Origin of the sequence: Mesoterricola sediminis (assembly GCF_030295425.1) — a bacterium.
Classification (GTDB): Bacteria; Acidobacteriota; Holophagae; order Holophagales; family Holophagaceae; genus Mesoterricola; species Mesoterricola sediminis.
On record NZ_AP027081.1, the window covers coordinates 1,772,565 to 1,791,656 of the forward strand.

18 protein-coding genes are annotated in these 19,092 nt (G+C 73.5%); 2 read left to right on the top strand and 16 right to left on the bottom strand.

The window, feature by feature from the left end:
- Positions 1–20 precede the first annotated feature (20 nt).
- The 8 genes from R2J75_RS07890 to bshC all read right to left on the bottom strand — a co-directional run bounded on the left by R2J75_RS07890 (position 21) and on the right by bshC (position 9,228).
- The gene (locus tag R2J75_RS07890) at positions 21–836 is read right to left on the bottom strand and encodes a DUF4388 domain-containing protein (protein ID WP_243346359.1); all 816 of its coding nucleotides are present in this window, start codon (positions 834–836) and stop codon (positions 21–23) included.
- A gap of 37 nt (positions 837–873) precedes the next feature.
- The gene (locus R2J75_RS07895; RefSeq protein WP_243334693.1) at positions 874–1,602 is read right to left on the bottom strand and encodes a pyridoxine 5'-phosphate synthase; all 729 of its coding nucleotides are present in this window, start codon (positions 1,600–1,602) and stop codon (positions 874–876) included.
- Positions 1,603–1,632: 30 nt separating this feature from the next.
- Positions 1,633–2,964 carry a phosphohexomutase domain-containing protein gene (glmM, locus tag R2J75_RS07900; protein WP_243334694.1) on the bottom strand — a complete coding sequence of 444 codons (1,332 nt, stop codon included), beginning with the start codon at positions 2,962–2,964 and terminating at the stop codon, positions 1,633–1,635.
- Between the two features lie 37 nt (positions 2,965–3,001).
- Positions 3,002–4,360 (bottom strand): dihydropteroate synthase, encoded by a 1,359-nt coding sequence (folP, locus tag R2J75_RS07905; RefSeq protein WP_243346358.1) that lies wholly within the window; start codon positions 4,358–4,360, stop codon positions 3,002–3,004.
- On the bottom strand, positions 4,357–6,273 hold the full coding sequence (gene ftsH, locus R2J75_RS07910) for an ATP-dependent zinc metalloprotease FtsH (RefSeq protein ID WP_394365891.1): 1,917 nt from the start codon (positions 6,271–6,273) through the stop codon (positions 4,357–4,359). Before ftsH ends, folP begins: the two co-directional genes overlap by 4 nt.
- A 95-nt stretch (positions 6,274–6,368) precedes the next feature.
- Positions 6,369–7,349 (bottom strand): tRNA lysidine(34) synthetase TilS, encoded by a 981-nt coding sequence (gene tilS / locus R2J75_RS07915; protein WP_243334698.1) that lies wholly within the window; start codon positions 7,347–7,349, stop codon positions 6,369–6,371.
- On the bottom strand, positions 7,346–8,053 hold the full coding sequence (gene bshB1, locus R2J75_RS07920) for a bacillithiol biosynthesis deacetylase BshB1 (RefSeq protein WP_316411454.1): 708 nt from the start codon (positions 8,051–8,053) through the stop codon (positions 7,346–7,348). The genes tilS and bshB1 overlap by 4 nt, the downstream gene beginning before the upstream one ends.
- A complete protein-coding gene (gene bshC / locus R2J75_RS07925; protein ID WP_316411455.1) occupies positions 8,050–9,228 on the bottom strand; it encodes a bacillithiol biosynthesis protein BshC in 1,179 nt (392 codons plus the stop codon). The genes bshB1 and bshC overlap by 4 nt, the downstream gene beginning before the upstream one ends.
- A gap of 27 nt (positions 9,229–9,255) precedes the next feature.
- On the opposite strand from bshC, the gene R2J75_RS07930 reads away from it, so the two are divergent.
- On the top strand, positions 9,256–9,732 hold the full coding sequence (locus R2J75_RS07930; RefSeq protein ID WP_279341954.1) for a diaminopimelate epimerase: 477 nt from the start codon (positions 9,256–9,258) through the stop codon (positions 9,730–9,732).
- Here the strand turns inward: R2J75_RS07930 and R2J75_RS07935 are convergent.
- The 7 genes from R2J75_RS07935 to R2J75_RS07965 form a co-directional block, all read right to left on the bottom strand.
- Positions 9,689–10,702 (bottom strand): hypothetical protein, encoded by a 1,014-nt coding sequence (locus R2J75_RS07935; protein ID WP_243334700.1) that lies wholly within the window; start codon positions 10,700–10,702, stop codon positions 9,689–9,691. The two genes, R2J75_RS07930 and R2J75_RS07935, sit on opposite strands and share 44 nt — an antisense overlap.
- Positions 10,703–10,711: 9 nt before the next feature.
- Positions 10,712–11,035, bottom strand: coding sequence for a PadR family transcriptional regulator (locus R2J75_RS07940; RefSeq protein ID WP_243334701.1), 324 nt, complete (start codon positions 11,033–11,035; stop codon positions 10,712–10,714).
- A gap of 91 nt (positions 11,036–11,126) precedes the next feature.
- The gene (locus tag R2J75_RS07945) at positions 11,127–12,395 is read right to left on the bottom strand and encodes an amidohydrolase (protein WP_316411456.1); all 1,269 of its coding nucleotides are present in this window, start codon (positions 12,393–12,395) and stop codon (positions 11,127–11,129) included.
- Positions 12,396–12,454: 59 nt separating this feature from the next.
- A complete protein-coding gene (locus R2J75_RS07950; protein WP_316411457.1) occupies positions 12,455–13,447 on the bottom strand; it encodes a type I glyceraldehyde-3-phosphate dehydrogenase in 993 nt (330 codons plus the stop codon).
- Positions 13,444–14,412 (bottom strand): type I glyceraldehyde-3-phosphate dehydrogenase, encoded by a 969-nt coding sequence (locus R2J75_RS07955; RefSeq protein WP_316411458.1) that lies wholly within the window; start codon positions 14,410–14,412, stop codon positions 13,444–13,446. Before R2J75_RS07955 ends, R2J75_RS07950 begins: the two co-directional genes overlap by 4 nt.
- 65 nt (positions 14,413–14,477) lie before the next feature.
- Positions 14,478–15,473 carry a type I glyceraldehyde-3-phosphate dehydrogenase gene (gene gap, locus R2J75_RS07960; RefSeq protein ID WP_243334705.1) on the bottom strand — a complete coding sequence of 332 codons (996 nt, stop codon included), beginning with the start codon at positions 15,471–15,473 and terminating at the stop codon, positions 14,478–14,480.
- Between the two features lie 67 nt (positions 15,474–15,540).
- Entirely contained in the window at positions 15,541–15,765 is a 225-nt protein-coding gene (locus tag R2J75_RS07965) for a helix-turn-helix domain-containing protein (RefSeq protein WP_243334706.1), read from the bottom strand.
- 132 nt (positions 15,766–15,897) lie between these two features.
- Between R2J75_RS07965 and pyk the strand changes: the two genes are divergently transcribed.
- Positions 15,898–17,319, top strand: coding sequence for a pyruvate kinase (pyk, locus tag R2J75_RS07970; protein ID WP_316411459.1), 1,422 nt, complete (start codon positions 15,898–15,900; stop codon positions 17,317–17,319).
- 7 nt (positions 17,320–17,326) lie between these two features.
- Here pyk and R2J75_RS07975 read toward each other — a convergent pair whose 3' ends face one another.
- A complete protein-coding gene (locus R2J75_RS07975; RefSeq protein ID WP_243334711.1) occupies positions 17,327–19,072 on the bottom strand; it encodes a transglutaminase domain-containing protein in 1,746 nt (581 codons plus the stop codon).
- Positions 19,073–19,092: the final 20 nt, after the last annotated feature.

Here is a 19,092-nt window from a genome sequence, read left to right on the forward strand (position 1 = left end):
GGTCCCTCGGGTGGCCGGTTTCAGGGGGCGGGCCGGACCGTTACGTCCATTCGTTCGGGCAGACCCCACAATTGCATAAGTTCTTTTGGAATGCCAATGCTGCGATCGTCCATGTCCCGGACGAAGCGCACCTGCTCCACCGCCGGCCCCTCGGGCCAGAGGATGCGGACCCGGGCGATGGCGCCGTAGGGCCCCAGGGTCTTCCACCGGGCCTCGTGGGAGGCGGCCAGTTCCACATGATCGGACCTGCGGAAGATGCCGCCCTTGAGGGCCGTCGCCCGCAGGGCCGCGTCGGGCTCGAGGAGCTTGAGGCGTCCCGCCTGCTTGAGCTGGGCGCAGGCCTGGAGCACGCTCACCTCGCTCTGCTCGGAGACGGCGATGACCTCCTGGAAGGTGCGGTAGCCGTCCAGGAAGGGGAGGCAGCGCCGGTCCTCCTGGAAGATCCGCAGGCCCTCGGTGAGCCGGGGCTCCTGGAGGGTGGGCCAGGGCACGACGTTCAGGCTCGGGAAGATCGCCCGGAGGTGCCGGCGGGAATCCGAGGTGCGGGCCGCCTCCATGAGCAGGTCGGGCACGCTGCGGTGGATGGTGTTCGGCGCCTTGAACTTGGTGCTCACGAACTCGAACTCGCCCCGGTCCCACTCCAGGATCTCGAAGGCGGCGGACTCGCCGCGGGCCTCGGGGGATTCGGCGTGGACGACGTCGCCGTTCAGCACGTAGAGGGTGCCCGTGGCCGCGCCCTGGGTGACCAGCAGCTTCCCGGTCTTGCGGTTGGCGCCGAGGAGCTGCACGACGTCCATCAGGGAAATGCTCTGCAGGCTGCCGCGGAGGGTGCTCATCGCGGGCCTCCCGGGCCTCCGGCGCGGCGCGGCGCGGTCACAGCCCGCCTTCGTTGACGGCCTCGACCATCTCCCGCACGGCCCTGTCCAGACCCACGAGGATGGCCCTGCCGATGATGGCGTGGCCGATGTTGAGCTCCTCGACCTCGGGGATCGCGGCCACGGGGCCCACGTTCTGGAGGCTGAGGCCGTGGCCGGCGAGGACCTTCAGGCCCAGCTTCGCGGCGAGGCGGCTGGCCTCCCGCAGGCGGGCCAGCTCGGGGGCGGGATCCGCGCCCGGCGTGATGTCGGCGTAGATGCCGGTGTTGAATTCGACGGCCTCGGCCTCGAGCTTGGCGGCCATCTTCACCTGCTCCTGGACGGGGTCGATGAAGAGGCTCACCCGGATCTCGGAGGCGTGGAGCTCCCGGATGATGGAGCGCAGGTGCGCGTGGAGGAAGAGGGCATCCAGGCCCCCCTGGGTGGTCAGCTCCTCCCGGGTCTCGGGGACGAGGGTGACCCACGCGGGCTTGATGGGGATGACGGCCTCCATGGCCTCGGCGGTGGCCGCGCACTCCACGTTGAGGGGCACCGCCAGCACCTCGCGGAGGATCCTCACGTCCCGCTCCTGGATGTGGCGCCGGTCGGCGCGCAGGTGCACGGTGATGCCGTGGGCGCCCGCGCTCTGCGCCAGCAGGGCCGCGGCGACAGGTTCGGGCTCGCGCCCGGCCCGCGCCTGGCGGATGGTCGCGACATGATCGATGTTGACACCAAGGCGTACGGCCACTTCCGACTCCGGGACAGGGGGTGGGACTTCCTAAAGCCTAGCAGAGTCCGCGATCCCCGCGAGGTCGGCCCGGGCGGCGGCCTCGAGGTCCGCGATGGCGGATTCCATGAGGGCCTGGGTGCGGGCTTCCACCATGAGGCGGAGCTTGGGCTCGGTGCCCGACCACCTTACGACGAGGCGCAGGTCCGCGCCGTGGGCCGCCTCCAGCGCGGCCATGGCCTCCTGGAGGGCCGGGCAGTCCTCCACGGGCCGGCGGTCCCGGGCGACGATGTTCACGAGGCGGAGGGGCCAGGGCTCGAACCGCCAGGACCAGCGGTCGGCGGCGGGGCGGCGGAGAAGGGCCCGCAGGACCGCCAGGGCCGTGGCGAGGCCGTCGCCGGAGGGGCCCACGTGCTTCTGGATCAGGTGCCCGGAGGCCTCCGCGGCCAGGTCCCAGCCGCGACGGCCGAGTTCCCGGAGCATGAACTTGTCGCCCACCGGGGTGCGCACGAAGGGGATGGACAGGCCCTGCAGGGCCGCCTCGAGGCCCGCGTTGGTCATCACGGTCCCGACGACGCCCTGGGGGGGGCGGCCCTGGGCGTGCAGGTCCCGGGCCAGGAGCCACAGCAGCTGGTCGCCGTCCACGACCTCGCCCTGGGCGTCGACCATGAGGCAGCGGTCCCCGTCGCCGTCGAAGGCGATCCCGAGGGCGGCGCCGGCGGCGCGCACCTCGGCGGCCAGGGCGTCCAGGTGGGTCGAGCCCACGCCGACGTTGATGCGCGCGCCGTCCTCGGGGACGCCGATCCAGCGCACGTCGCCGCCCAGGATCACCCGGGGGGCCCAGGGGGCCGTGGCGCCGTGGGCGCAGTCGACGACGACGCGGAACCCCTCGGGCAGTTCCAGGGGCTCCAGGTGGCGGATGTAGGCCAGGGGGAGGGCGGTCTCGAGGTGCAGGGGGATCTCGGCGGCCTGCATCGGGGGCAGGGCGTCGAAGGCCTCCTCCACGGCCTCCTCGTCCTCCTCCGAGAGCTTCTCGCCCTTGCCGTCGAAGCCCTTGATGCCGTTGTCCTCGGGGGGGTTGTGGCTGGCGGAGATCATCAGGCCCCAGGCCCGGTCCCGGGCGAGGGCGGCGTACGCCACCGCGGGCGTGGGCACGAGGCCGAGGACGCAGGCCCGGAGGGCGTCCCCCATGCCCGAGACGAAGGCCTCGGCCAGGGGCCGGGAGCTGAGCCGCGAATCCCAGCCCAGCACCATCTCCTCGATGCCCCGTTCCTGGGCCACCCGGGCCCACGCGGCGCCCCAGCGGGCCGCCTCGTCCAGGGTGAGGGGGCTCTCGTAGGCGAGACCACGGACACCGTCGGTTCCGAAATAGTTCAGGGGCATGGCAATCCTTGTCCAGGTCAGGCGACTTCCTTGGATTCTACAACTCAGGGAGCGGCGGTTCCAGGGCGAGGCGGTAGGCTACCTCGCGCAGGGCGATCCCGTCCATCCACGCGTTGCGGGGCTGCCCCCAGGGGCGCCAGCCGTTCACTTCATAAAACCTGCGGGCATGGCCGTTGCGCTCCAGGACCCACAGGGCGGCCTCCCGGAACCCGTCCGCCCGGAGGGCCTCCGTGGCCCGGTCGAGGAGGGCCTTGCCCAGGCCCTGGCCCCAGGCCTCGGGCAGCAGGTAGATGGCGTGGACCTCCCCCAGGCGCGCGGGGTCGACGCCGGGCTCCCGGCAGGGGCCCGCCACGGCGAAGCCCTGGACGGCGCCGCGGGCCTCCAGGACCCAGAACCGGTGGGCGGGAGGGGCGGAGGCCATGGCTTCCAGGAACGCGGCCTCGCGGCCCGGCTCGGAAAGGGCCTCCAGGATCGGGTTGGGGAGGATGCCGCGGTACGTGGCGCGCCACGAGGCCACCTGCACGTGGGCGAGGGCGGGGGCGTCCTCCGGCAGGGCCGGGCGGATGCGGGGCACGGTCACCGCGTGGGTGCGGAAGACCCGGTAGCCCAGGCCCTCGGCCTCGCGGTGGAGCCGCGCCGCCAGCGGATCCCGCTCCAGGACCGGCATGGCCGGGACCCCGGCCTTCCAGGACAGGAAGCGCTTGCGGGAGATGCCGATGCAGAAGCCCGCGGCGGGCCAGTCCAGGGCCTCCGGCAGCTGCGGGAGGGCGTTCCAGAGCGCCAGGTCCTCCAGGAAGGTGGTGCCGAAGCCGAAGCCCGGGTCCAGGAGGATCCGGTCCGGGGCCACGCCGGCCGCGAGGACCCGGTCCCGGACCTCGACCAGCTCGGCGATGGCCGCGGCGGCGTCCCGGTGCTCCCCGCCGCCGTAGGGGGGCATGACGAGCGCGTCCCCCTCCAGGCGGCTGCGCATGGCGATGAGGCCGCAGCCCCCGTTGACGGCCACGTGCAGGAGGGCCGGATCCCGGAAGCCCGTCACGTCGTTGATGACGGCCACGCCGGCCCGCAGGCCCCGGGCCGCCACCTCCGGATGGCGGGTGTCGAGGCTGACCGGGAGCTCCGGCAGGTGCGTCCGGAGCAGGGCCAGGACCGGCTCGAGGCGGGCCCACTCCTCGGCGGGGCCCACGGGCCGCGCCCCGGGGCGGGTGCTCTCCGCGCCCACGTCCAGCATGCGCGCGCCCTGGTCCGCCAGGCTCCGGGCCTGGGCCAGGGCGGCCCCGGGATCCTGGAAACGCCCCCCGTCGCTGAAGGAGTCGGGGGTCACGTTGAGGATCCCCATGGGAAAGGGGCCGGCCAGATCGATCCGGCCGGCCCCCGTCAGCCAGGTCCCCGGGGTCAAGCGGGGCTCAGGGCGGGCTTCAGGCCGCCCGGGTCAGGCGGGTTGTCCATGGGCTTGGACGATCCGGTGGCGGGCTTGGGGGGGAGGGCCTCCCCGTTCATGAGGCGCACCACGTCGCCGGCGTCCAGGGTCTCCCGGGCCAGCAGGGCCAGGGCCAGGTTCTCCAGGATCCCGCGCTTCTCGCGGATGATGGTCCTGGCCCGCTCGAAGTTGCGCATGACGATGGCGTGGACCTCGGCGTCGATGAGGCGCGCGGTCTCCTCGGAGAAGTCGCGCCGCTGGCTGAAGTCGCGGCCCAGGAAGATCTCGTGCTCGCCCTGGCCGAAGCTGAGGGGGCCCAGCTTCTCGCTCATGCCGTAGTCGCACACCATGCGGCGGGCGATCTGGGTGGCGCGCTCGATGTCGTTGGCCGCGCCGGTGGACAGGCGCTCGAAGAAGGTCTCCTCGGCGACCCGGCCGCCCATGAGGATGGCGATCTCGCCCTCCATGCGCTCCCGGGTGGAGGCGTAGCGGTCGCGCTCGGGCAGCTGCCAGGTGACGCCCAGGGCCCGCCCGCGGGGGATGATGGTGACCTTGTGGACGGGGTCCGCGCCGGGGATGGAGGCGGCGACGACCGCGTGGCCCGCCTCGTGGTAGGCGGTGTCCCGCTTGTCCTCGTCGCTCATGACCATGCTCTTGCGCTCGGTGCCCATGAACACCTTGTCCTTGGCCTGCTCGAAGTCGATCATTTCGACCCACTTCTTGTTGGTGCGGGCGGCGTAGAGGGCGGCCTCGTTGCAGAGGTTGGCCAGGTCGGCGCCGGCGAAGCCGGGGGTGCCGCGGGCGATCACCTCCAGGTCCACGTCGGGGCTGAGGGGGATCTTGTCGGCGGTGTGGACCTTGAGGATCTCGAAGCGGCCCTTGAGGTCGGGCCGGTCCACCACCACCCGCCGGTCGAAGCGGCCGGGGCGGAGGAGGGCGGGGTCGAGGACGTCCGGCCGGTTGGTGGCCGCGATGAGGATGACCCCCTCGTTGCCCTCGAAGCCGTCCATCTCGACCAGGAGCTGGTTCAGGGTCTGCTCGCGCTCGTCGTGGCCCCCGCCGAGCCCGGCGCCCCGGTGGCGGCCCACGGCGTCGATCTCATCGATGAAGATGATGCAGGGGGCGTTCTTCTTGCCCTGCTCGAAGAGGTCGCGCACGCGGCTCGCGCCGACGCCCACGAACATCTCGACGAAGTCGGAGCCCGAGATGGAGAAGAACTGGACCTTGGCCTCGCCGGAGATGGCGCGGGCCAGGAGGGTCTTGCCGGTCCCCGGAGGGCCCATGAGGAGGACGCCCTTGGGGATCTTGCCGCCCAGCTTCACGAACTTGGCGGGATCCTTCAGGAACTCGACGATCTCCTGCAGTTCCTCCTTGGCCTCGTCGCACCCGGCCACGTCGGCGAAGGTCACCCTGCGGGCCGAGGTGGACAGGCCGCGGGCCCGGGCCTTGCCGAAGGAGAGGGCCTTGTTGCCGCCCATCTGGGCCTGGCGCATGAAGACGAACCAGAGGACCACAAAGACGAGCAGGGGGCCCCAGAAGACGAGCATGTACATGAAGTTGTTCTCGCTCGGCTTGGCCGCCTTGAACTCGTCCAGCTGCCCCTCCTGCTTCCAGGCCAGGATCGCCTTGCCCAGGTCCTGCATGGGCGGCGCCACGGTCTTGAACTTGCTGATGGTCTCGCCCCGGGGGGTCTTGACCGGGTTCTTGTACGTGCCCTCGATGTCGACGCCGGTGAGGGTGACGCTGCTGTATTTGCCCTCCACCCCCTCGGCGTAGAACGTGGAGAAGGGGATCTCGTTCACGCGGCTGTTGGTGGGGATCTGCTTGAGCGCCAGCAGGACCAGGGCGATGATGCCGATCCAGACCAGCGCGCTCTTCATCATGGAATTCAAGGTGCCTCCAGGGGGGTAGCCCCGCCAGGCTACAGTCTAGCGCGTCCGGCCCGGCGGAACCTGCTCTTTGGATGCCGCTCGGCCGGCAGAAGTTCTCAGGGATGTTGCAGACGCCAGGACAGGGGGTCCGGCGGCGGCCCGGCCAGGGGCTCCAGCCGGAAGCCCCCCCAGGCCCCCGGCCGGCGGGACCGGCGCATGAGCCGGGGCCGGAGCCAAGCGGCCAGGGCGCGGAGCAGGTCCGCCTCCCGGGGCCAGTCCAGCTCCCGGAAGGCCGCCTCGAGGGCGAAGCGGAGGTCGGGTTCGGTCCAGACGGGGGCGAGGCGCACCTCCCCCCCCAGGGCGTCCCACCGGGTCCCCCGCCAGGCGGCCACCTGGCGGTCCCGGAAGGCGGCCAGTTCCGCCACCTGGAGGTGGGTCTCCCAGAGGTGGGCGTCCAGGGCGGGGGCCTCCGCCCGGAGGGGCCCCAGGAGGGCCCGCCAGCGGTTGCGGGGGGTGAAGGGCTCGGCGTTGCTGGCGTCCTCCGCCCATGCGAGGCCCCGCCGCCGCAGGTAGGCGCGCAGGTCCTCCCGGCGCGCCTCCACCAGGGGGCTCCAGCGGAGGCCTTGCCGGGCCGCGAGGGGGGTGAGGCAGCCCGAGCCGCCGCCCCGGGCGAGGCGGAGCAGCACGGTCTCGGTGTGGTCGTCCAGGGTGTGGCCCGTGGCGACGGCCGCGGCCCCCGAGGACGCGGCCTCGGCCCGGAGCCAGGACCAGCGGAGCTCCCGCGCCGCGGTCTCCAGCCCCTGGCCGGTGGCGGCCGCGTGGGCCCGCACGTCGAACCGGGCCTCGGCCAGGTCCAGGTCCGCGTTGCGGCAGACCCGGCGGACCAGGTCGGCCTCCGCGTCCGCCTCGGGCCGGAGCCCGTGGTGGGCGTGGGCCACGGCGAGCTCGAGGCCGAGGCTCTTCCGGACCGCCCACAGGAAGGCCAGGAGCGCCAGGGAATCGCCGCCTCCGGAGCAGGCCACCAGGACCCGGCAGTCCCGGATCCCGTCGTCCCGCCGGAGGACCTGGTCCAGCCAGCGCGCCTCGGCGCGATTCAAGCGAGCCGGCCCAGCAGGGCCGCGAGGGCGGGGGGCACGGGCCGTTCCGTCCAGAGGGCCTCCGCCCAGGGGACGCGGATCAGGGAGCCCCAGTGCATGGCCCGGCCCTCGACGCCGCGCCGGAAGGCGGGGTCGGAGATGCGCGTCGGAGGCTGGGCGGGGTCGGCCTGGAACTGGCTTCCGAAGGCGTCGAAGGCCGCCATCCGGCGGGCCCAGACGGCGGACACGTCCACCAGGAGGTCCGGGCGGCCAGGGTTCTCGCCGCCCACCCACGCCACGGCCTGGGGCCGCCAGGGCTCGCCGGGGATGGGCAGGTTCCGCAGGCCCGCATAATAGGCGGCTTCCCGGACGAGCCGGTGGGCCCGGCGGTGATCGGGGTGCCGGTCCTCGGGATCGGGGAGGACGACCACGGCGGGCCGGAGCTCCCGCAGCTGGACCGCGACCTGGGCGCGGCTGGCCTCGCTCTCGTCGAAGCGCGCGTCGGGCAGGTCCAGGATCCGGCGCGCCACCCCCAGGATCCGGGCCGCCTCCATGGCCTCGGCGTGGCGGGTGGCGGCGTCGCCGCGGGTGCCCATCTCGCCCCGGGTCAGGTCCAGGATGCCGGCCTCCAGGCCCCGGTCCGCGGCCAGGGCGAGGATCCCGCCCACATGGACCTCGGCGTCGTCGGGGTGGGCGCCCACCACCAGGAGATCGAGACCGCTCATGGTTCCTCCAGCAGCACGAGGGGGCTCCGCCCCTCCAGGGCCGACAGCATACGGTCCAGGAGGTCCTCCCGCCTCAGCCAGGGCAGGCCGGGCAGGACCCGCTCCTGGGGGTGGCCCAGGGGGAAGAGGTGCTGGCGCAGGTGCTCCGGATCCATGCCCAGGGTCTGGGCGGCGGCTTCGCGCGCGAGGCGCCGGTCCAGGCGAACGAGACGGGCGCGTGTGCGGTCCAGTTCCCGGGTGAAGCGCTCGGCCACCTGGGGGCTCCAGGCGGGGTCGGGCGCCAGGCCCAGCGCCTCGGTGGGGCGGGGGACCCCCTCCCGCCAGAAGGCCTCCCACCGGCCTTCCCGGAGGGGTTCCAGCAGGTAGGGCGGCAGGCGGAGCCCCCGGGGGAGCACATAGACGGAAGGGCGGGCGATGATGCGCGGGGGCCGGATGTCCGCCTTGTCCCAGCAGGGTTCGGTCAGTTGCCAGTAGGCGCGCTCCCCGGGGCCCAGGACCACGGCCTCCAGGCCCGGGATGAGCAGGCTCTGCATGAGGGGGCGCAGGGCCGCGCCGGGGCTCAGCCAGTGGCCGCGGTCGCAGGTCTCGCCGGCCTCCAGCCGCCTCCGGCGGCCGGTCCGGGGATCCAGGCAAAACCAGGCGGCCTGGGTGCGGGGGTCCAGGGGCAGGCTCCGGCCCTCGGCCAGGAGGCGTTCCGCCTGCTTGTACAGCAGGCGTTCCAGGCCCAGGGCCCGGATCCGGGCCAGCTCCTCCTGGATGGCGGGCCGGGCCTCGGCGCGGGTGGGGGAGAAGGGGCGGAGGCCGCGCCGCCAGAGGGGGGCGCCCAGGGCGCGCACATGGCCGGCGAGGGTGTCGTCCTCCGCGGCCGGCACCTCCCCCCAGAGGGCCTCGGCCTGGCGCTGGTGCTCGGACGTCCAGGCGAGCCAGCCGGTGGCGGTGCCCGGGGGGGCGGCGAAGGCGAAGCGGTGGCGGACGAGGCGGTTCCCGTCGAAGCCGACCGTCGTGGCGACCTCCAGCTGATCGTGGTCCTCGTCGGCCATCCAGTAGACCGCCTCGCCGCCGAGGCGGCGGGCTTCGGCGAGGGCAGCCAGGGCTTTGACGACGGACAAAGCCGGCGTCCAGCCGACGCCGATCTGCTGGCCGGTGGCCACCCGGGGACAGGTTGGCAATGTCATGGGAATAAGCCTACCTATAATCGGGCTATGAAAGGAATCTTCCTTGAACCCTGGATCCCGCCTGGCAGCCCGGATCCCTTCCGCCTGGCCTTGGAGGCCGCCGACGCGGCCGGCCTGGCCCGGTGCGATGCCTGGCCCCGGTTCGAGCGGGGGGGCGTGACCTTCGGCGGCCTGCCCCCCTTCCTCACCTGGCGGGTGCGCGCCGGCGACGCGACCCACCTCATCCTCGTGCAGGCGCGGGAGGTGGGCGCCCTGGTGCCCGGGGCCCGCCGGGACCCCCTCCCCGACCGCTGGCTGGAGGACCTGGACCTGGACGCCCTGGCCCGCCCCCTGGCGATCCACCCGGCCTTCCCTGGCGGGGCGTCCGTCCACGTGGTGCAGGTGCTGGCCCCGGGCCGGGCCCGGGTCCGGTCCCATGGGGACGCGCCGGGCCCCGCCATCGGGGCCGTGCTGGCCCGCCTCAGCGGGCTTCCGGATTGGGACGCAGGGCCAGCAGGAACTTGATCCCCTGGACCAGGGCGCCGAGGGCGCCCCCCAGGACCATCGAGGCCAGCATGAGGGCCAGCACCTGGTCGAAGACGATCCCGAGGGTCGGGCCTTCGGGAAGGCCCCGGCCGAGGCGGGCCAGCAGGTGGAACCGGGCCTCCCAGGGGGTTCCCGGGCCGGCGAGGACGGAGCCGGCGATGCCCGCGAGGGCGGCGCTGGACAGGGCGCCCCAGGCCAGGCGCAGGCGGGTCAGGTGCGGGCGGGCCAGGCAGAGGGCGGCCACGGAGAGGTTGGCCAGGGCCAGGGCCAGGATGGGCAGGAACCAGGGCCCGCGCAGGTCCGCCCACAGGGGCCCCGAGGGGGCGAGCGCGCCCAGGTGGGAGGACCCGGCCACGGGGATCCCGCTGCCCGCCTCCAGCCACCAGCCCACGAACAGGAGCCCGAAGACGATCTCGGCCACGGATTCGGCCCGGGACACGGGCTTCAGGTTCCCGGGGCGGCGAAGGGGCGGGAGCTTCAGGGGATCCCAGCCCGCCCCGGCCTCCCGGGCCGCCTGGGCCCGGCCCACGGCCCAGAAGACCAGGGTCACGCAGCCCAGGGCGGAGATCTCGGCCGACACGAAGGCCTGGAGGGCGGAGGCCACCCCGGACAGGGGATGGGCCGAGAGGAGGGCGGCGGGAATGGCGATCAGGCCGAAGACGGGGACGAGCACATAGAGGAGGACGACCCGGAGGACGAACCGGAAGAGCATGGTCTGGGCCGGGTCCAGCCAGGGGCGCTGGGGCAGGATCTGGCCGGCCACCTGGAGGGGGCTGCCCAGGCGCTTCAGGAGGTCCCCGGTCTCGGCCTCGGTGAGCGGCCGGCCCAGCCCGGCTTCCGCCGCCTCCCGCTGGCTCCTCAGGTCCTCGGCCAGTTCCGCCGCCAGGTCCCCCTGGTCCGCCGGCAACCAGAAGCGCACTTGCTGCAGGTAGCGTTCGATGAGGTCCATGGGGACTCCTTAAAGGATCTGGTCCAGGGAGCGGCCGATGCCGCGCCATTCGGCGGTGAGCTGGCCGAGCATGTCCTGGCCCTCCGGGGTGAGGCGGTAGTAGCGCTTGTTGCGCTTGTCCTCCTCCCGCCATTCGCTCTGGAGGAGCCCCTGGGCCTCCAGGCGCCGCAGGAGGGGGTAGAGGGTGCTTTCATCCATGGGCAGGCCGTGGTCTTCCAGGGCCTTGCGGAGGGTGTAGCCGTAGCGCTCCACCCGCAGTTCCGCCAGGACGGCGAGGATGAGGCTCCCCCGGCGGAGTTCCAGCCGCAGGTTCTCGAAGCGATCAGGGTTCATGGACGACCCCATGTGGCACATATCATGTGCTACATAGTGTGCGTCACACAGTATCATTGTCAAGGGCCGTTGAACCTCTCCTGCGCCGGGGTCAGGGCTTCCCGAGGACCTCCAGGGCCGCCAGGGCCAGGGTGAGGGCCCCGGTGCGGAGGGTCGGCTCCAGGGCCGGCACGAAGCGGGGAGAATGGAGGCTGGGCAGGGGGGTGCCGGCGGCCTGGGCGGCCTGGAGCCGGCCCGGATCGGCGGCCCCCAGGCGCAGCAGGACGGAGGGGATGCCCGCGGCGGTGCCGAAGGCGCCGAAGTCCTCGGAGACCATGTCGGGCTTGAGGCGGGCCACCTTGTCCGGGCCCAGCGCCCGGCCCAGGGCGGCGCCGAGGCGGTCGCAGAGGGCCGGGTCGTTCCAGACGGCCGGCAGGGTGTCGCCGTCCACCTCCACCAGGGGTTCCCGCGGGGCGCCGCTGGCGATGGCCTCGCCCCGGGCGATGCGGCGGATGGCGGCGATGAGGCCGGCCTGCACCTTGGGGTCGAAGCTGCGGAGGGTGATCTGGAGGCGGACCTCGTCGGGGATGATGTTGTGCTTGGTGCCGCCGTGGATGGAGCCCACGGTGAGCACGGCGGGCTCCCGGGGGTCCTTCTCCCGGGAGACGGCGGTCTGGAGGGCCAGGACGGTCCGGGCGGCGAGGACCACGGGGTCCACCGTCTGGTCCGGCTTGGCGCCGTGGCCGCCGCGGCCGTAGAGGGTGATGTTCACCGAATCCACCGACGCCATGGCCCACCCGGAGGCGTAGCCGACGCTCCCGGCGGGAAGGTCCGCGGTGACGTGGACGGCCACGGCGAAATCAGGGCGCGGGAACCGGGTGAGGAGGCCGTCCTTGAGCATGGCCTGGGCGCCCTCCCCGATCTCCTCGGCGGGCTGGGCGACCATGAGCACCGTGCCCCGCCACAGGTCCCGCCGGGCCGCGAGGGCGCGGGCCGCGCCGAGCCAGGACGCCATGTGGACGTCGTGGCCGCAGGCGTGCATGACGCCGGGGGCCTCGCTGGCCCAGGGCACCCCGGAGAGCTCCTGCACGGGCAGGGCGTCCAGTTCCGTGCGCAGGAGGACCGTGGGGCCCCCGCCGTTGCGGAGCACGCCCACGACGCCGCCCCCGGCCCGGCCCACCTGGAAGCCCGCGCCCGCCAGGAGTTCCGCCATGCGGGCGGCGGTGCGGGCCTCCTTGAAGCTGAGTTCCGGGTGGCGGTGGAGCTCCTGATAGAGGGCCTCCAGCTCCGGGTAGGCCTTCCCCACCTCGGCGCGCACCGCAGGGGCGGGCTGGGCGGCCGCGCAGGTCGCGAGGACGAGGCCGAAGAGGGCTTTCCGCATCAGGGGCTCCGGGGAGATGGCCCGATTGTAATCCCGGAAGGGGCCCGGAACCCGGGCGATCAGATCCGGCCGACCAGCTCGCAGAGGCGGGCGGCGTAGGCGACCTCGTTGTCGTGCCAGCCGAAGACCTTGACCATGCGGCCCTGGACGACCCGGGTGAGGTCCAGGTCCATGACGACGCTCTCCTCCCGGCCCGTGAAGTCGCGGCTCACGAGCCGGTCCTCGGCCACGGCCAGGATCCCGTGGAGCCGCTTGCGCGCGGCGTCCTGGAAGGCGGCGTTGACCTCCTCGGCCGTCACGTCCCGGTCCAGGACCGCCGTGATGTCCACCAGGTTCACGTTCAGGCAGGGCACGCGCAGGGCCCACCCGTCGAAGCCGGGGGTCAGGCCCGGCAGGGCCGCGCGAAGGGCGCCGAAGGCGCTGCTCGTGGTGGGGATGATGCTCATGAAGGCGGCCCGGGCGCGCCGGACGTCCTTGTGGGGCAGGTCCAGGAGCCGCTGGTCGTTGGTGGCCACGTGCACGGTGCTCATGCCGGCCTCCGCGATCCCGAAGGCCCGTTCCAGCACGTCCAGCATGGGGGCCGTGGCGTGGGCCGTGCAGCTGGCGTTGGAGATCACCCGGTGGCGCGCGGTGTCCAGCAGGTGGCCGTTGAAGGGGTGGATGACCGTGAGGTCCGCGTCCGGGCTGGGCGCGGAGATGACGACGTGCTCCACGCCCGCCTTCAGGTGGCGGGCGGCGCCGGCCCGGGCCGTGAACCGGCCGGAGGCCTCGACGACGACGCGGGCGCCGGCGGGGAAGGGGATGGCGGCGGGATCGGTCTCGTGGAAGAGGGGATACTCCCGGCCCTCCATGACCAGGTAGTCCTGGCCGTCCCGGCGGGTCCCCAGGACCGGGGGCCGGTCGTCCCCGTGGATGGAGTCGAAGCGCAGGAGGTGGACGACGGTGTCCAGGTCCGCGGGATCGTTCAGGGCGCAGAGGCGGTTGGGCCGCGCCAGGGCGAGGCGCCTCGCGGCGAGGCGGCCGATGCGTCCGAGTCCGTTGATGGCGATCATCGGGAGGCCTCCCCGCACAGGTCCAGGAGGCGCGCGGCGTAGGCGGCCTCGTTGTCGTACCACCCGAACACCTTCACGAAGCGGGGGGAGAGGATGCGGGTGAGGTAGGGGTCCAGGATGCAGCTCGCCCTGCGCCCGCGCAGGTCGACGCTGACCAGGGGCGCCTCCAGGATCTCGAGGAGGCCGGGCCGGGCCGCGGCGCGGAACGCCTCCAGGACCGCGTCGGGCGTGGCCTCCCGGGCGAGCCGCACGCCCAGGTCCACGATGCTGACGTCGGGCGTGGGGACCCGCACCGCCAGGACCTCGAGGCGGTCCCGGGTCCAGGGGCGGGCCTGGGCGAGGCACGCCGCGGCCTCCGTGGGGGCGGGGATCATGCTCATGGCGGCGGCCCGGGCCATGCGGGGATCGGCGTGGGGCAGGTCCAGGATGCGCTGGTCGTTGCCGTAGCTCTCCACGGCCGTGGCCATGGCCGCCTCGACGCCAAAGCGGTCGTGCAGGACGTCCAGCAGGAGGGCCAGGGCGTGGGCGGAGGCGCAGCCCGCGCCGGCCACCGGGGGTGGGGGCGCCGCCGGCGCGAGGCCGGGCAGGAGCCCGGGGCCATTGCCGGCCAGGGGCGCGGACACGAGCACCCGCCGGACGCTTCCCCCCAGGTGCCGGGAGGCGGCGGCCAGGGACGTGTGGCGGCCGGTGCACTCCAGCACCACCTCGGCGCCCGCGTTCCGGAAGGCGCCGGGTTCAGGGTCGGCCGTCAGCTTGATGGGCCTGCCGTCCAGCACCAGGGCGCCATCCCGGCCCTCGGCCTGGAAGGCCGCGGGGCCATGCACGCTGTCGTACCTCGCCAGGTGGGCCAGGACCCCGGGGTCGCCCAGGTCGTTGAGGGCGGCCACCTCGACGTCGGGACGCTCGAGCGCTTGTCTTAGGACCTGGCGTCCCACCCGGCCGAGCCCGTTGATCGCGATGCGCATGCCCTTCCTCCAAGCAAAGAGCCGGCAGGGTCACCTGCCGGCTCTTCCTCCGGTCCGGTCTTGTCCTACTTGGCCACGACGCGGGCCATCTCCAGCACCTTGCAGGAGTAGCCCCACTCGTTGTCGTACCAGGACACCAGCTTCACGAAGGTGGGGTCGAGGACGATGCTGGCCTCGGCGTCGAAGACGGAGGTGCAGCTTTCGCCGCGGAAGTCCGTGGAGACCACCTTCTCGTCGGTGTAGGCCAGGATGCCCTTCAGCGGGCCCTCGGCGGCGGCCTTCAGGGCGGCGCGGATCTCCTCCATGGAGGCGGGCTTCTCGAGCTCGCAGGTCAGGTCGACCACGGAGACGTCGGAGGTGGGCACGCGGAAGGCCATGCCGGTGAGCTTCTTGTTGAGGGCGGGGATCACCTTGCCCACGGCCTTGGCGGCGCCGGTGGAGCTGGGGATGATGTTCTCGAGGATGCCGCGGCCGCCGCGCCAGTCCTTCTTGGAGGGGCCGTCGACCGTCTTCTGGGTGGCGGTGGCGGCGTGCACGGTGGTCATGAGGCCGCGCTTGATGCCGAAGGCGTCGTTGACGACCTTGGCGAGGGGGGCGAGGCAGTTCGTGGTGCAGCTGGCGTTGGAGATGATCTCCTGGCCGGCGTAGCTCTCGTGGTTGACGCCGTAGACGAACATGGGGGTGTCGTCCTTGGACGGGGCGGAGAGGATCACCTTGCGGGCGCCGGCCTTCAGGTGGGCGCTGGCGGTCTCCTTGTCGAGGAAGAGCCCGGTGGACTCGATCACGACCTCGGCGCCGACCTCGTTCCACTTGAGGTTCGCGGGGTCCTTCTCGGCGGTGAGGCGGATCTTCCTGCCGTTCACCACGAGGGTGGTGCCCTCGACCTTCACCTCGCCGTTGAAGCGCCCGTGCACGGAATCGTACTTGAGCATGTAGGCGAGGTATTCGGGCTCGAGCAGGTCGTTGATCCCGACGATCTCCATGTCGGGGAAGTGCTCCACGGCGGCGCGGAATACCATCCGCCCGATGCGCCCGAATCCGTTGATCCCGATCTTTGTCATGCTGGCCTCCTGACCGCGTGTCGCGCTGCCCGGAAACCGGCCTGCGGCACGTGCCGCGGGTTCCCGCTCAGCAGTTGACAGCAGGATACCGCAACGGAGCCATCGGGTGTTCAAGCTTCTTGGAGAGGGTGTTCCGGTGCATGCCCAGGGCCCTGGCCGCCGCGCTCTGGTTCCCCCCGTGGGCCTCCAGCACCTTCTCGAGGTAGACGCGCTCCAGCTCCCGCTTGGCGATCTCGAGAGGGATCTCCATGCGCACGAGTTCGGCGATCAGTTCCTCCAGCATCTGGCGCATCGGTCCGACTCCAACGGGTAGCCCAAAAAATTAGCACCGGGAAAGCCGCGTGGACAGACGAATTTGCGGCGATCATGGGTTCCGGGCTGCGGAAAAACCTGTGGAATACTTGTGGAGAGCCAGGAGGTCGCCGTGCGCAAAACCAAGATTGTGATCACGATGGGACCCGCGCTCCTGGAAGGGGACCGGCTCGCCTCGGCCCTCGCCACGGCGGACGCGGTGCGCCTCAACGCGAGCCATGGCGACCTGGAGGGCCGCCTCGACGCCCTCAAGCGCGTCCGGGCGGTTTCGCTCCAGGTCGGCCGCCGCATCCCCGTCCTCCTGGACCTGCAGGGACCCAAGTGGCGGGTGGGCGCCTTCGACGGCATCCTCGACCTGGCCCAGGGCTCCGAGGGGGTCTTCGTTCCCCCCGGCGGCGAGGGCGGAGCGGGCGACGCCTGGACGGTGCCGCTGCCCCACCCCGAGCTCTTCGAGGGCGCGAGGGCCGGCCAGCGCTGGCTCCTGGACGACGGCAACCTGGAACTGGCCGTCACGGTGGCGGCGCCCGGCCGCGTCCGCGCGCGGGTCGTCACCGGCGGGCCCCTGAAGCCCCGCAAGGGCGTGCACCCCATCGGCCTCGACGTGGCCTTCGATCCCCTCACCCCCAAGGACCTGGTGGACATCCGCTGGGGCGTGGAGCACGGCGTCGACTTCTTCGCCCAGAGCTTCGTCCGGCGCCCCGAGGACGTGCGGGCCCTCCAGTCGCTCATCCGCAAGGCGGGCGGCATGCAGCCCGTCATCGCCAAGATCGAGCACCCCGCCGCCCTGGACCACCTGCCCGAGATCCTGGATGCCTCGTGGGGCGTCATGGTGGCCCGCGGGGACCTGGGCGTGGAGCTGGGCGTGGAATGCGTCCCGAACCTCCAGAAGCGGATCATCGCCTCGGCGCGCAAGGCCCTCAAGCCGGTCATCACCGCGACCCAGATGCTGGAGAGCATGATCGAGAACGCCCAGCCGACGCGGGCCGAGGCCTCCGACGTGGCCAACGCCATCTGGGACGGCACCGACGCCGTGATGCTGAGCGCGGAGAGCGCCGTCGGCGCCCATCCGGTGGCCGCCATCGAGTGGCTGGCCCGGATCGCCGAGGACGCCGACCAGCACTACCGGCCCCGCGTCGGCCGGGCCGAGGAGGCCGTGGGAGGCCGGGTCTCCCACCGCACCGACGTCGCGGTGGCCTTCGCGGCCTGCCGCACCGCCGCCGAGATCGGCGCGCGCTTCATCGTGGTCTTCACGGAAGGCGGGGGCGCCGCGCGGATGGTGTCCCGCCTCGCCGGGGACATCCCCGTGGTGGGCGTGACCATGGACCTGGGCAACGCGCGGCGCATGGGCGTCATGCGGGGGGTGCAGGCCCTGCTTGTGGGCCATTCCGACACCGCGGACGAGGCCCTGGCCGTCGTGGAGACGGCCCTGGCCGGGACCTTCGGGGCCGAGCCCGGCGACAAGGCCGTGTTCACGCTGGGGCTGCCCCTCTACAAGGAGGGCTCCACCAACACCCTGAAGGTCGTCGTGATCTGAGGGCCGCTCAGCGGGGGCGGGTCTCCAGGGCGTCCAGGAGGCGCAGGGCGCCGGCCTGGTCCAGGCCCGCGATCCGGAGCCACCGGCCCCCGCCGCAGTCCGCGTAGAGGAGGCCGTCCGCGAACCAGCCCTTTCGGCCGTTGGATCCCTGGAGGAGCCGGGCGCCCGCGGCGGGGCCGGGCCGGGGCGCGGCCGCGGCGGGGTGGCCGTCCAGGGTCAGGCTCCCGTCCTTCAAGGCCCACCGCGGGCCCTGGGCCCGGAGGGCCAGGCCGGGGGCGAAGACCGTGTCGCCCTGGATCCGGACCTCGTCCCCCCAGCCGGAGACGGGAAGCCAGGCGCCGTCCTGGAAGGCCGCCGAGGCGTTGTCCCAGCCCACGCTGCCGAGGTCGGCCAGGGCCGACGTGCCCAGGCGGAGGCGGAAGGCGGAGGCGGGGGCCATGTCGAAGGTGGGGTCGATGGGGACCCAGTCGCCGCCGACCTTCACCTCCGCCCAGAAGTGGAGGCCGAGGGTCCCCTCCATGGCGATCCAGCCCACGGCGCCGCGGGCGGGGACGCCCAGGGCCCGGAGGAGGGCGACGGCCAGCACGCCGTGCTCCGTGCAGTCGCCCCGGGGATGGCGGGCGACCTCCTGCGCGGAGGCGAAGCCCACGGAGTAGTCCTTGTCCTGGATCCAGTCGTACACGAAGGCGGAGACCCGCTGGGCCAGCTCCCAGCGCGTGGCGCCCGCGGGCGCCCCCAGGCGCCGGACCAGGGCGGCCACGGCGGGGTCGCGGAACTGGACGAGGGGCGTGGCCTCCAGGTAGGGCGCGTCCTCCGCGGAGGGGGCGCCCGTGACCGGGCGTTCCGCGCGGGCGGGTCCCGCGGGCTCCGGGGCCCTGCGGAGCCGCCAGCGTCCGGGCCCCAGGCGGGTCTGGAGGCCGCCTTCGGGCAGATCCGGGGGCGTGGCGCCGGACCAGGCGACGTCGACCGTGTCCAGCCAGGGGAGGAAGGGATGGGGGGGGACCCGCTTCAGGGTCCGCGCGAAGAACCCCTCCGCCGGGGCCCCGGCGGCGGGGGCCGGGAGGGAGGCCCGCTGGACCAGGAGCGGGATCCCGCCGAAGGTCCCGGACTGGCGCACCTCGGCCTCCCGGGGGCTGATCCACACCTCCACGTCCTGGGCCATGGGCCCGTCCTGGGCCTTCCCCCGGTAGCGGAGGGCGTCGGGGAAGCCGGGAAGGGGGTCGGGGCCCACGGGCTCCAGGTCGAGGGCCGTGGGCTGCTGGGTGGCGATGCTGTAGCCCTTGAGGTGCACGGGCCGCCGCTCCCGGGCCGCGGTCTTGAGGGCGTCGTCCTCGTCGCCGGGCCAGAGCACCGTCCCCTCGGGCAGATCCACCTCCCGGGGCGGCATGCCCTGGAAGGCGACCACCAGGCGGAGCGGCTTCGCCGGCGTCCACGTGGCCGTGCCCTTCAGGGGCTCCTGGGACAGGCGGAGCTCGAAGGTGAAGGAGAGGGCGCCGTCGTGCCGGCGCACCGCGCGGGTGGTCTGGTCCTGGGTGATGTCCACGCCCAGGCGCGAAATGCGGATCCAGTCCCGGACCTCGATGATCCGGCCCTCGGGGCCGCTCCAGGCCCGCTTGTCGGTGCCCCCGGCTTCCTCGCCGGCGATCCAGGAACGGTAGGCCCTGACGTCCTCCCGCGGCGCCTGGGCGGTCCAGGCGGGGACGAGCAGGGCGGTCAGGGCCAGGATGGGAAGGGGGCGGGGGACTGCGGCCATGGCGGGCTCCAGCCCCCACG